Source organism: Lacisediminimonas profundi (genome assembly GCF_008831265.1).
GTDB classification, from domain to species: domain Bacteria; phylum Pseudomonadota; class Gammaproteobacteria; order Burkholderiales; family Burkholderiaceae_D; genus Lacisediminimonas; species Lacisediminimonas profundi.
Genome location: NZ_VTTH01000005.1, coordinates 106,512 through 117,636 on the forward strand (window position 1 = coordinate 106,512; position 11,125 = coordinate 117,636).

At 62.0% G+C, this 11,125-nt stretch carries 15 protein-coding genes; 1 reads left to right on the plus strand and 14 read right to left on the minus strand.

The annotated features are described in order from the left end of the window. The 10 genes from FVE66_RS14980 to rpsP form a co-directional block, all read right to left on the minus strand. A complete protein-coding gene (locus FVE66_RS14980; RefSeq protein WP_151448261.1) occupies nucleotides 1-423 on the minus strand; it encodes a type IV pilus modification PilV family protein in 423 nt (140 codons plus the stop codon). Next, nucleotides 420-1,028 (minus strand): GspH/FimT family pseudopilin, encoded by a 609-nt coding sequence (locus FVE66_RS14985; protein ID WP_151448262.1) that lies wholly within the window; start codon nucleotides 1,026-1,028, stop codon nucleotides 420-422. The genes FVE66_RS14980 and FVE66_RS14985 overlap by 4 nt, the downstream gene beginning before the upstream one ends. After that, nucleotides 1,022-1,459, minus strand: a complete 438-nt coding sequence (locus FVE66_RS14990; RefSeq protein WP_151448263.1) for a type IV pilin protein — start codon at nucleotides 1,457-1,459, stop codon at nucleotides 1,022-1,024. Before FVE66_RS14990 ends, FVE66_RS14985 begins: the two co-directional genes overlap by 7 nt. A 250-nt stretch (nucleotides 1,460-1,709) precedes the next feature. Then, nucleotides 1,710-2,042, minus strand: coding sequence for a DUF3579 domain-containing protein (locus tag FVE66_RS14995; protein WP_151448264.1), 333 nt, complete (start codon nucleotides 2,040-2,042; stop codon nucleotides 1,710-1,712). A 292-nt stretch (nucleotides 2,043-2,334) separates the two neighbouring features. Further along, nucleotides 2,335-3,291, minus strand: coding sequence for a CobD/CbiB family protein (locus FVE66_RS15000; protein WP_151448265.1), 957 nt, complete (start codon nucleotides 3,289-3,291; stop codon nucleotides 2,335-2,337). A gap of 103 nt (nucleotides 3,292-3,394) precedes the next feature. Then, nucleotides 3,395-4,066 carry a CoA pyrophosphatase gene (locus FVE66_RS15005; protein ID WP_241673236.1) on the minus strand — a complete coding sequence of 224 codons (672 nt, stop codon included), beginning with the start codon at nucleotides 4,064-4,066 and terminating at the stop codon, nucleotides 3,395-3,397. A 142-nt stretch (nucleotides 4,067-4,208) separates the two neighbouring features. Next, nucleotides 4,209-4,589 (minus strand): 50S ribosomal protein L19, encoded by a 381-nt coding sequence (gene rplS, locus FVE66_RS15010; protein WP_151448266.1) that lies wholly within the window; start codon nucleotides 4,587-4,589, stop codon nucleotides 4,209-4,211. Nucleotides 4,590-4,689: 100 nt separating this feature from the next. After that, complete coding sequence (gene trmD, locus FVE66_RS15015) at nucleotides 4,690-5,451, minus strand: tRNA (guanosine(37)-N1)-methyltransferase TrmD (RefSeq protein ID WP_151448267.1); 762 nt, start codon at nucleotides 5,449-5,451, stop codon at nucleotides 4,690-4,692. Nucleotides 5,452-5,468: 17 nt separating this feature from the next. Next, the gene (gene rimM, locus FVE66_RS15020) at nucleotides 5,469-6,020 is read right to left on the minus strand and encodes a ribosome maturation factor RimM (protein WP_151448268.1); all 552 of its coding nucleotides are present in this window, start codon (nucleotides 6,018-6,020) and stop codon (nucleotides 5,469-5,471) included. A gap of 42 nt (nucleotides 6,021-6,062) precedes the next feature. Next, on the minus strand, nucleotides 6,063-6,326 hold the full coding sequence (gene rpsP, locus FVE66_RS15025) for a 30S ribosomal protein S16 (RefSeq protein ID WP_151448269.1): 264 nt from the start codon (nucleotides 6,324-6,326) through the stop codon (nucleotides 6,063-6,065). 251 nt (nucleotides 6,327-6,577) lie between these two features. Between rpsP and FVE66_RS15030 the strand changes: the two genes are divergently transcribed. Next, a complete protein-coding gene (locus tag FVE66_RS15030; protein WP_151448270.1) occupies nucleotides 6,578-7,003 on the plus strand; it encodes an NINE protein in 426 nt (141 codons plus the stop codon). Between the two features lie 30 nt (nucleotides 7,004-7,033). On the opposite strand, the gene FVE66_RS15035 is transcribed toward FVE66_RS15030, so the two are convergent. The 4 genes from FVE66_RS15035 to FVE66_RS15050 all read right to left on the minus strand — a co-directional run bounded on the left by FVE66_RS15035 (nucleotide 7,034) and on the right by FVE66_RS15050 (nucleotide 11,077). Beyond that, nucleotides 7,034-8,824: an acyl-CoA dehydrogenase gene (locus FVE66_RS15035; protein ID WP_151448271.1), complete on the minus strand. Its 1,791-nt coding sequence runs from the start codon at nucleotides 8,822-8,824 to the stop codon at nucleotides 7,034-7,036. 139 nt (nucleotides 8,825-8,963) lie between these two features. After that, on the minus strand, nucleotides 8,964-9,893 hold the full coding sequence (locus FVE66_RS15040) for an electron transfer flavoprotein subunit alpha/FixB family protein (protein WP_151448272.1): 930 nt from the start codon (nucleotides 9,891-9,893) through the stop codon (nucleotides 8,964-8,966). 24 nt (nucleotides 9,894-9,917) lie between these two features. Further along, a complete protein-coding gene (locus FVE66_RS15045) occupies nucleotides 9,918-10,667 on the minus strand; it encodes an electron transfer flavoprotein subunit beta/FixA family protein (RefSeq protein ID WP_151448273.1) in 750 nt (249 codons plus the stop codon). Nucleotides 10,668-10,849: 182 nt separating this feature from the next. Beyond that, nucleotides 10,850-11,077, minus strand: coding sequence for a sulfurtransferase TusA family protein (locus FVE66_RS15050; RefSeq protein WP_151448274.1), 228 nt, complete (start codon nucleotides 11,075-11,077; stop codon nucleotides 10,850-10,852). Nucleotides 11,078-11,125: the final 48 nt, after the last annotated feature.

Here is an 11,125-nt window from a genome sequence, read left to right on the forward strand (position 1 = left end):
TCAGTCCCTGATTCGCGTCACAGTCACCAACTGATGAAAAGACCCGTCACCCGGCGCGCGCCAGTAGAGCTTCACAGTGACGGTGCCATCCGCGCCGACATCGATCTCGGGCGGCTTTTCGGCGGTGCCAGGCAAGCTTGCCGCTACCCGGTCCTTCCAGTTCATGAACCCGCTCGCCGTGCTGGCAAAACGAGCGAGCAGTCCGGCCTGGCTGCGTTCGCCGGTCCACATGTCGGCGATGACAGCGTCGATCAGCATCGCTGCCTGCCCACGGTATTGCGCCGCGCTGTTCTCCCGAACCGCAGTACCGAGCAACAGCAGCGCCCCGGTGACACCGACGGAAAAAAGCAGGATCGCGATGATGGCTTCCAGCAGCGCCGCACCGAGGATTCGATTCCGGCAGTGAAGACCCGGGCGATTCACGGGCACTCTGCTCCCGGCAGCAGCGGGTCGCACACGCTGATCGAGCCGGCCTGGGATATCTGTAGCACCAGCCGCCGATCGCTGCCAGCCGCGCGCACTGCGATGCTGCTGATTGTGCTGATCCCGCCGGCGGCATCGACCTGTCCCAGTCCGTTGAAGCTGACCGACGATGGCGCCGTGGCCGACGGCGGACTGGATTGCGCCGTCAGCGACGCACCGGAGGTTTCGCCGGCCGGCGCGGACTGGATCACCGCTGCACATTCGCCGCCGGCGCATCCGAATTCCCAAAGCGGTCGAGCGCCGCCCGGCAGCCGGAAACTGACGCGCGCATTGCGCCGGATCGCTTCCATACGGGCCAGTTCGATACCGCTTTTCAGGGACTCGACAGCTGCACGGACATGCATGTCGCGCACCCAGGCGCCAAAGGCCGGCACGGAAGCGACGAGTACGGCAAGCATGACGGCGAGGGAAATCAGCAGTTCGACCATGCTGAGGCCTGATTCGCCCGGGCGTCCCGGCATGTGGGTCGGCGCGAGACTCGGCTCGGGACTCGGCTCGGGACTCGGTTCGATAATCTGCTCGATATTGGGCGCATGGTTCAACATCTATTGCCCTTGGCCAGTATCCAGCAGGGCTGATTGGCGCTGCCCCAGCCAGTTGGCAGCGAAGTGGTCGTGCGCGCGCCATCCTGATCGAGTGTGAAGGTAAAACTTTCGGTGCTGGTGCCAGCTATTCCGGCAGCGCTTGCCAGGTAGCCCTGCCCGCTCGAGCGCCAATCGCAGGCGTAACTGAAGAACCTGCTCGCTTGCGGAGCGGCGACGCCGCAGGCTTTCCCCCCGTAGTTCCGGTTGTCCTGGTAGTACTGTTCGAGCCTGATCCGGTACACCGCCAGCGCGCTGGTCGACTCGCTCACCCTGGCCCGGGTGATGTAATCGGAATAATTGGGGACTGCGACCGCGGAAATGATCGCGATGATCGCCATGACCACCAATAACTCGATCAGGGAAAAACCGTGGGAGGTACGTACAGGACTCATCTGCTTGATCCGCTGGTGGCAACGCGGGCAGGATGCCGTCAGTACAAAGCGGGGGCAACAAGCGTTAAAAGCCTGCGCAAGAATGGTCCGATTTCACCCCCAGTCGGGCGGTCAGCAAACTGGTGGGCGATTGCAGGCCAGGAGGCGTGAGAATTGATGATCCGGGTTTATCCCCGGCACGGACACCCGCAGTCGATCTGCAAGACGCCATGGGCCATATCGCCGGCAGATCCTGCCATGGGGGGGCGATTCAGCTTTTTTCCTGTCGCTCCGGCAATGGGCAGGCATCCACGATTTGCAGATCGTTGTCGCGCGCAAAATCAAGCACGAAATGATAGGCCAGGGGCTCCAGGTCGCGCAGGGCTTCGCTGACCACGACCGATTTCACGCCGCCGAGCATGGTAGGACGTACATAGGGAGAGTACTGGAGGTGCATGTCAGGTCCGACCGAGCCCTCAGGCCGGAAGCATGACATCACGCCGGCAAGGCGCTCGGCCCAGTCGCTCGGCCGGAACGGCCTGCCATTACTGGTCAGTCCCTGTATGAAAAATTCGCGGGGTGCGCTTTTGTTCGATTCGGCCATTTGTGCGGCATTAATCAGTCGGTCCCGGCGCCTCGCTGGAGCAAGATCGCCCGGAATGCGGGACGCCATTTTGTAGCGCCCGCTCTGTCATGCATATTATATCTTATAGAAGACTTGGCTTATAGAAGACTTGGGTGATGCTTGACTGATGCTTGGATAACGCATCAAAGCGGGTCATGCGCTTCGCCCAAGCGCTGAGAACGCAAGAAGCGTGCTAACGGGACACGTTGCGGGTTGCACGTACCACGTAAAGGTAACAGCGAAAGGAAGTACAGCTCTGCCGGGGAAAGGATCAGCCCAGCCAGACCGCGAGCGACAACAGCAGCAGGAGCAACATCCACAGCAAGAGCGCGCGCCAGACCAGCCCGACCGTGCTCTGCAATGCCCGGGGCGACGGCTCATCACCGGGAAGCACGTCGGCCTCGACGTCGATCGAATCGATTACGGCGGCATCTGCGGGAAGCAAAGCCGTCGCATTTTCGGCGGGGCTACCCAGGCGTACGCCCATCGCGCCGCCGCCCGCCGACAAGATGATTCCCATGGTCTCGTCGTGCCAGCGATGGGCAAAATTGCGCCATGCATAAACGGCATCTTCGAAATTGCCGACCACTGCGAAAGCCGCAGCCGTCAGGCGTGCCGGCACCCAGTCGATCCAGTAATAAGCCTGGGCGGCGAAGCGGCCGAAAGCCTCGTTCTGCATATGGTCGGGCTCGTTCCATGCACGGGACAGGTACTCCGACACCCGGTACAGCACTGCGCCCGCCGGCCCGAGCGGCATCAGGAACCAGAAAAACACGCCAAAAACGCTGCGATGGGTCGTGACCAGCGCTTTCTCCACCGCCAGCCGCGAGATCTCGCCGATCTCCAGCCCCCGGGTGTCCTGTTTGGTCCACTCCGCAAGCAGGGTACGGGCATTGTCGACATCGCCGCTGTTGAGCGCCAGCTGGATCGACGTGAAGTAGTGGCTGTAGTGGCGCAGTCCCAGCGTCAGGTAGACCACCAGTATGTTCCAGGCCAGCGCCAGCAGGGGGCTGATGCGGGCACAGATCCAGTACACGAGAATGGTCGGCACGATCAGCGCCCCGACCATCACGAACCATCCGAGCCGACCGTGCTCGCGCATGCCGGCATTGAATCCACCCTCCACTTTGGTCGCCAGCAGCTTCACCGCGTTATAGACCGGGTTGTCGGCACGCAGCGGCTTGAGTTGCTCGATCAGCAGGGCGATCAGTATGGAGAAGAAGGTCATCAGGTCGGTTTCAGGGTGGGACGAACGATACGATAACCCAGCGAGGGGCCGGAATCAAACCGGGACTGCTCCCGCCCTGCCAGGCGCTGCCGTTGGGGCACCGTCAGGTCCGCAGGAAATGGAACAGGTTGCGCAGCATGCCTGCTGTCGCGCCCCAGATGAAAAAGCGGTCATAGGGCATGGCGTAGAAGGTGCGCTGGCCGCTTCCGCCTGGCAGCTCCAGGGTGCGACGCTGGTGGTTCATGCCGTCCATCAGGAACGCCAGCGGCACCTCGAATATCTCCGCCACCTCGAACGGGTCGGCGATCAGGTCGATCGGTGGGTGGACCAGGCCAACCACCGGCGTCACCCGGTAACCGGTGCCTGTGTAGTAGTCGGGCAGCGTGCCGACCACTTCCACATGCTTGCGTTGCAGGCCGACTTCTTCCTCGGCCTCGCGCAGCGCAGTCTCGATGGCGGAAGCATCCTCTGCTTCGGCACGCCCGCCAGGCAAGCTGACCTGTCCGCTGTGGTGGGTCAGGTGGTCGGTGCGCTGGGTCAACAGCATGGTCAGGCCTTGCGGACGAACGACGACCGGCATCAGCACCGATGCCGCCGTGTGTTTCGCGCCAGCCTCCCGCTGCCTGTGCTCATCGGTGATCTCGGGCTGCCACAAGGGTGGACTGGCAAAATGGGCACGCAGCCCCTCCATGGTCAGGCGGGCGGACAGGACCGCTGACTCGCCGGCATAGGAATCGACAGGCAGCGCCTTGGGATCGAATTGCAGTTTTGCCACGTATTCTCGTTCATGCCTGCGGACGCAGGATGAGAAGGTAAAAATCCATTATAAGGCAGCGCAACAATTCATTCCTGAAGGCCTGCTGGCCAAAAAAAAACCCGCGACTGTTGTCGCGGGTTTTTGACCGGATCCGGCTTGCTCAGGGAGCAACAGCCTTGACACGACGTGCCGGCAGCTTTTCCTTGATACGAGCCGACTTGCCCGAACGCTCGCGCAAGTAGTACAGCTTGGCGCGACGGACGTCACCGCGACGCTTGACTTCGATCGACGCGATCAGCGGGGAATACAGCTGGAACGTACGCTCGACGCCTTCGCCGGACGAAATCTTGCGGACGATGAAGTTGGAATTCAGGCCGCGGTTGCGACGGGAAATCACCACGCCTTCATAAGCCTGGGCGCGCTTGCGGGTACCTTCAACAACGTTCACGCTCACGATGACAGTGTCGCCGGGTGCGAAATCAGGGATGGTGCGTCCCAGACGTTGAATTTCTTCCTGCTCAAGTTGCTGGATCAAGTCCATTTTTCACTCCTGTAACCATCTTGCCGGCGCCGTTATCGACTTCTCATGCCCGGTAGAGGATGGGGTTGACTCATGCAGGCAACATGCCTGCATGCACACTTCACGCAACTGCCTTCGGCAGATTGCGAAGAAACTTTTCATCGGCAGCGCTCAGCAATCCCGCCGCCCGCGCCTGCCCGATCAATTCCGGCCGCCTTGCCGCCGTGTTGCGCAGCGATTGTTCTCGCCGCCATTTCACGATCTCGGCATGATGCCCGCCCAGCAGGACCGACGGCACCGGCACGCCTTCGTACACTTCCGGCCGCGTGTAATGCGGGCAATCCAGCAAGCCATGCACAAAACTGTCCTGTGCGGCCGACGCCTCGTCATTCAACACGCCCGGCAACTGCCGTATCACGGCATCCATCAGCGCCATCGCCGGCAGTTCGCCTCCGGACAACACGAAATCGCCAAGGCTGATTTCTTCATCCACGCAGCGATCCAGCAAACGCTGGTCCACTGCTTCGTAACGTCCGCACAGCAACACCATGCCCGCTTCGTCACGCAATTCCATCACGCGCTGGTGGGTCAGTTGTCGGCCCTGCGGCGACATGTAAATCACGCGCGGCCTGGGCAAACCCGCCTGCTGCTGACGCTGCCGGGCCGCATCTATTGCGGATTCCAGCGGCTTTGCCAGCATCACCATCCCGGGACCGCCGCCATACGGCCGGTCATCCACGGTGCGGTGATTGTCGCTGGTGAAATCGCGCGGATTCCACAAGCTCAGTTCACATCGTTTCTGGTCGAACGCACGGCGGGTGATACCCGATTGCGTCAGGGCCGAAAACATTTCCGGAAAAAGCGTGACGACGTCAAACTGCATCCCGCCTCCGTACCGCTTCAATAATCCCGTTCCCAGTCGACCGTGATGCGTCGCGCAGCCTGGTCGACCTTGTGGACGAAACGGTCCACGAAAGGAATCAGCAACTGTTCGCGCTTTTCACCCTCGGCAGCCGGCGCCGCGTCGACCACAAGGATCGGATGCGCGCCGCTTTCCATCAGGTCAGCGACTGTCCCGAGCGGCTCGCCGCGCAGGTTTTCGACATCGAGGCCGATCAGGTCGACCCAGTAAAACTCGTCCTTGTCCAGCGCCGGGAAGTGGCCTCGCCGCACTTGCACGGCAGTGCCCTTCAACGCCTCTGCCGCATCGCGATCGGCGACGCCCATCAACTGGGCCACCACCTCATCGACATGTAGCTTGGACTGCATCACTTCGACATCATGCAGTGCCGGACGATCAATCCACCAGGTACGCGCTGCCAGCAGGGCATCGGCATCGTGCGAAAAAGGACGCACCCGCACCCAGCCCTTCAAGCCATAAGCACCCGCAACATACCCGACCAGTACCAGGTCGGATGGAGCGGACGCGTCAGTGACCGGCGATTTCGACATACGACGATTGCAACAGCGTTGCCGGAATCAGCCGATGCACTATCAGGCAGCAGCCGGAGCCGACTTTGCAGCGGACTGACGCACCAGACGGGCAACCGTCGGCGACATTTGCGCGCCGTTGGACTGCCAGTATGTCAGGCGATCAGCGGCGATACGAAGGCCTTCTTCCTTGTCGCCAGCCTGCGGGTTGTAGAAGCCGATTTTCTCAATGAAACGGCCATCGCGGCGATTACGGGAATCGGTGGCGACGATGCTATAAAACGGGCGCTTTTTTGCGCCTCCACGAGCTAAACGAATGACGACCATGTTGATTCCAAAAAGTGTTCGAACCGGGAAAAGCCGCAGATTATAGCGTGTACGGCAAGGCCAGCGCAAGGACTGATACCCTAAGCCAAGCCAATTCTGCCGATAAATCAAGGACTTCCGCCCTGTTCCGCGAGGGCTGTGTGCGCAGCGGACGCAAGCAGCGCCGTCTCGCGTTGCCTTCCGGATAGGGCTGAGGCACACTAGGCCGCCCTGCAACGGCCGGAATCACTGGCCCTGATATGGCACTACCAATGAGCAAGCCCATGCAAACCCACAAGAACAAAACCTTCGCCACCCTGCTTGCGCTGTTGCTCGGCGGCCTTGGCGCCCACCGTTTCTACCTCAAGGGAGCGCGCGACCGCTGGGGCCTGCTGCATTTGTCGACCGTGCCGCTGTCGCTGCTGCTGCGCGAGACCGCGCCTGCGCTGCCCGGGCTATTCTCCGCCGGACCGCTGGTACTTTCCGCGCTGGTGGGCGTGCTGGTCGCGCTGGTCATCGGCCTGACGCCGGACGAGAAGTGGGATGAACGTTACAACGCCGGTTCCGGCCGGCAATCGCGCAGCGGCTGGCCGCTGGCGGTCCTGCTGGTGCTGGCAGTCGGCGGCGGCGCGGTCGGCCTGATCTGGACCATCGCGCGCACCTTCGATCTTCTATACACCGGCGGCGCCTACGGCTGACAGGCCCGCGAAAAAACTGCTACGCCAGCGTCAGAACTGATCTTCAGTCAGCGCCATCACCGCGGCGCTGCCGCTGACGATGGCAGCACGATACCCGGCTGCCTGCGAAAGAATGTGATCGGCAAAGAAGCGCGCCGTCGCGATTTTCGCTTTCAGGAAAGCGGCATCACCCTCGCCTGCCTGCAACTGGCGTTGTGCGACCAGGGCAGCGCGCGCCATCTGCCAGCCGCCTGCCACGATACCGGCCAGCTTCAGGTAAAGCACACTGCCGGCGAACACGCCGCGAATGTCGGACTTCATGTTCGCGACAATGAAATCCACCACTTCTTTCAGCGCAAGCGATCCGGCCACCAGTTGCGTGCCGATCGCAACCAGGTCGCCTGAACCGGCTGCGGCCAACGCTGCCTCGGTCTCACGGATCTGACCAATGATTGCGCGCGCCACGGCGCCGCCGTCACGAGCCGTCTTGCGCCCCACCAGATCGTTGGCCTGGATTGCAGTGGTTCCTTCGTAGATGGGCAGGATGCGGGCGTCGCGGTAGTACTGGGCAGCGCCGGTCTCCTCGATGAAGCCCATCCCGCCATGCACCTGCACGCCGGTCGAGGCCACGTCGACCGACATTTCGGTAGACCAGCCCTTCACCACCGGCACCATGAACTCGTAAAAAGCGCGATTGGCCTTGCGCGATGCTTCATCGGGATCATGATGGGCTGCATCCGAAGCCGCGGCCGTCACGTAGGCCAGCGCGCGCGCCGCTTCGGTCTGGGCCCGCATCGACATCAGCATGCGGCGCACATCGGGTTGGTGGATGATGGTCACAGGACCAGGCGACCCGGCCGGATCGCGTGACTGCACGCGATCCTTCGCATATTGCACCGCCTTCTGATAAGCACGCTCGGCAATGCCGACGCCCTGCATGCCAACTGCAAAGCGCGCTGCGTTCATCATGATGAACATGTACTCCAGTCCGCGGTTTTCCTCGCCAACCAGCGTGCCGATGGCGCCCCCATGGTCGCCGAATTGCAGCACGGCGGTCGGGCTGGCCTTGATGCCAAGCTTGTGTTCGATCGAGACGCAGTGCACGTCGTTGCGGCCGGCCAGCGAACCGTCCGCCGCGACCAGGAATTTCGGCACGATGAACAGCGAGATACCCTTCACCCCCTCGGGCGCGCCGGGGGTGCGGGCCAGCACGAGATGGACGATGTTCTCGGCCATGTCGTGTTCGCCAAAGGTGATGAATATCTTGGTGCCGAACAGCTTGTAGGTACCATCGCCCTCAGGGACGGCGCGGGTGCGAACCATGGCGAGGTCGGAGCCGGCCTGCGGCTCGGTCAGGTTCATGGTCCCGGTCCATTTGCCGGAGATGAGATTTGCGAGATAGGTTTGCTTCTGCTGCTCGCTGCCTGCCGTCATCAGCGCCTCGATGGCGCCGTCGGTCAACAAGGGGCAGAGGGCAAACGAAAGGTTGGCCGAATTCAGCATTTCGATGCATGGCGTCGCCACCAGCTTGGGCAGGCCCTGCCCACCGAATTCGACCGGATGCTGCACACCCTGCCAGCCGGCTTCGCCAAAGGCCTTGAAGGCCGCCCGGAAGCCCGGCGCCGTGGTAACGACACCCTTGTCCCAGGAACTGGGCTGCTGGTCGCCGCCGATGTTCAGCGGCGCCACCACTTCGGAACAGAAGCGGGCATTCTCTTCGAGCACGGCCTGCGCGGTTTCCGGCGTCGCGTCTTCGCAACCGGGCAACTGGCTGATGCGGGGAAGTCCTGCCAGTTCGTTGAGCACGAACAGCATGTCTTTCAGTGGGGCGACGTAACTCATCAATTGCTCCGATACGTGTTGATGCCGCCCCGCCCCGGCCCGCGGCGGCGGGAAGCTGCGGCCGGACTATCCATCTGGATGCGAAACGCCGCCGAATTCGTCAACCGAATCCGGCGGCCCAGTGCGTCAGGCCAGTGCGTCAGCCCAGTTCGCCAACCAGTTGCGGCACGATTTCGAACAAATCACCAACGATGCCGTAATCGGCAACGCTGAAGATCGGCGCTTCCGGATCCTTGTTGATGGCCACGATGGTCTTCGAATCCTTCATGCCTGCCAGATGCTGGATCGCGCCGGAAATGCCGACTGCGATGTACAGCGTCGGCGCCACGATCTTGCCGGTCTGCCCGACCTGCCAGTCGTTCGGCACGAAGCCGGCATCGACTGCTGCGCGCGACGCGCCCATTGCCGCGCCGAGCTTGTCAGCCAGCGGCTCCAGGATCTTGAAGTTGTCGCCGGAGCCCATGCCGCGACCGCCGGACACGATGACCTTGGCGCCCGTCAGTTCAGGACGGTCGGACTTGGCCACTTCGCGCGACACGAAGCGCGATTTACCGGAATCGTCGACCGCGGCAATGTTTTCAATCGCAGCCGAACCGCCGGCAGCAGCAGCGTCAAAGCCGGTGGTGCGAACGGTGATGACCTTGATCGGATCGGTCGACTGCACGGTCGCGATCGCGTTGCCGGCATAGATCGGACGCTCGAAGGTGTCGGGGCTGTCCACCTTGGTGATCTCGGAAATCTGTCCGACGTCCAGGCATGCAGCCACGCGCGGCAGGATGTTCTTGCCGTAAGCGGTGGCCGGCGCCAGCACGTGCGTATAGTTTTTCGCGATCGCCAGCGCCTGCGCGGCGACGTTCTCGGCCAGGCCGTCGGCGAACTGCGCGCCGTCGGCAACCAGCACCTTGGTGACACCAGCCACTTTGGCGGCGGCTTCAGCGGCGGCGCCGCAGTTCTGGCCGGCGACCAGCACATGGACTTCGCCAGCGCATTGCGCGGCGGCGGTCACGGTGTTCAGCGTGCTGCCCTTCAGGCCAGCGTTGTCGTGTTCAGCAATGACGAGTGCAAGCATTTCAATTCCTCTTTAACCGTGTTCTCAGATGACTTTTGCTTCGTTGCGCAGCTTGGCGACCAGGGTGGCCACGTCGGGCACAATGACACCGGCAGTACGCTTGGGCGGCTCGGAAACCTTGAGCGTTTTCAGCCGCGGCGCCACATCCACGCCCAGGTCCGCCGGCTTCAGCGTTTCCAGCGGTTTCTTCTTGGCTTTCATGATGTTGGGCAGCGTGACATAGCGCGGCTCGTTCAGGCGCAGGTCGGTCGTGATCACGGCCGGCAGGGCCAGCGAGATGGTCTCCAGGCCGCCGTCGACTTCACGCGTCACCGCGACCCGGTCGCCCTCGATGCTGACGCGGGATGCAAACGTTGCCTGCGGCCAGCCGAGCAGCGCGGCCAGCATCTGGCCAGTCTGGTTGCAGTCGTCGTCGATCGCCTGCTTGCCGAGAATGACCAGTTGCGGCTGCTCCTTGTCGACCACGGCCTTGATCAGCTTGGCGACTGCCAGCGGCTGCAGGTCGGCATCGGACTCGACCAGCACGGCGCGGTCGGCTCCGATCGCCATGGCGGTGCGCAAGGTCTCCTGGCACTGGGTCACGCCGCAAGATACGACGATGACTTCAGTGGCCTTGCCGCCCTCTTTCAGACGCATGGCTTCTTCCACCGCGATTTCGTCGAACGGGTTCATCGACATCTTGACGTTGGCCACATCAACGCCGGAACCGTCCGACTTGACCCGAACCTTGACGTTGTAATCGACAACACGCTTGACTGGAACCAGTACTTTCATGACTTTGCCCTTGCAATAAACGAAATGAGTTGATTGACGTATACGTAAAGTAATCGACAATTATAAAAGAAATTCAGGGGTGATAACGAAATTTAGCACGATCGTGCTATTCGAAGAAGTCAGTCGCTCGCCGTTGCCAGCAACTGCTGCCAGAGCCTGCTGCCAGACTTCCGGCCGCCTGCTTATTTGCGCTGCAGGAAAAAAACGAACTCCAGGCCATCGGCTGAATGCTTCAGCAGAGTGTTGCCGGTCTGCCGGGCAAATGCCTGAAAGTCCCGCACCGAACCGGGATCGGTCGCCAGCACGCGCAACACATCGCCGCTGTTGAGCTCGGCGAGTGCTTTTTTTGCTTTCAGGATCGGCAGCGGGCAGTTGAGGCCCCGTGCGTCGAGTTCCTTTTGAAAATCCATTTGGATGCCAAAGAATAAAGAAACGGGATTCTAGCGCAAACCGGCCGC

Coding starts and splice junctions, on each gene's coding strand:
- trmD (WP_151448267.1), bottom strand. CDS start 5,451: ATGCAGTTTGACGTCGTCACGCTTTTTCCGGAAATGTTTTCGGCCCTG.
- FVE66_RS14995 (WP_151448264.1), bottom strand. CDS start 2,042: ATGGCCGAATCGAACAAAAGCGCACCCCGCGAATTTTTCATACAGGGA.
- FVE66_RS15030 (WP_151448270.1), top strand. CDS start 6,578: ATGAGCAAGCCCATGCAAACCCACAAGAACAAAACCTTCGCCACCCTG.
- FVE66_RS14990 (WP_151448263.1), bottom strand. CDS start 1,459: ATGAGTCCTGTACGTACCTCCCACGGTTTTTCCCTGATCGAGTTATTG.
- rpsP (WP_151448269.1), bottom strand. CDS start 6,326: ATGGTCGTCATTCGTTTAGCTCGTGGAGGCGCAAAAAAGCGCCCGTTT.
- FVE66_RS15040 (WP_151448272.1), bottom strand. CDS start 9,893: ATGCTTGCACTCGTCATTGCTGAACACGACAACGCTGGCCTGAAGGGC.
- FVE66_RS15045 (WP_151448273.1), bottom strand. CDS start 10,667: ATGAAAGTACTGGTTCCAGTCAAGCGTGTTGTCGATTACAACGTCAAG.
- rplS (WP_151448266.1), bottom strand. CDS start 4,589: ATGGACTTGATCCAGCAACTTGAGCAGGAAGAAATTCAACGTCTGGGA.
- FVE66_RS15050 (WP_151448274.1), bottom strand. CDS start 11,077: ATGGATTTTCAAAAGGAACTCGACGCACGGGGCCTCAACTGCCCGCTG.
- FVE66_RS15035 (WP_151448271.1), bottom strand. CDS start 8,824: ATGAGTTACGTCGCCCCACTGAAAGACATGCTGTTCGTGCTCAACGAA.
- FVE66_RS15000 (WP_151448265.1), bottom strand. CDS start 3,291: ATGACCTTCTTCTCCATACTGATCGCCCTGCTGATCGAGCAACTCAAG.
- FVE66_RS14985 (WP_151448262.1), bottom strand. CDS start 1,028: ATGTTGAACCATGCGCCCAATATCGAGCAGATTATCGAACCGAGTCCC.
- rimM (WP_151448268.1), bottom strand. CDS start 6,020: ATGTCGAAATCGCCGGTCACTGACGCGTCCGCTCCATCCGACCTGGTA.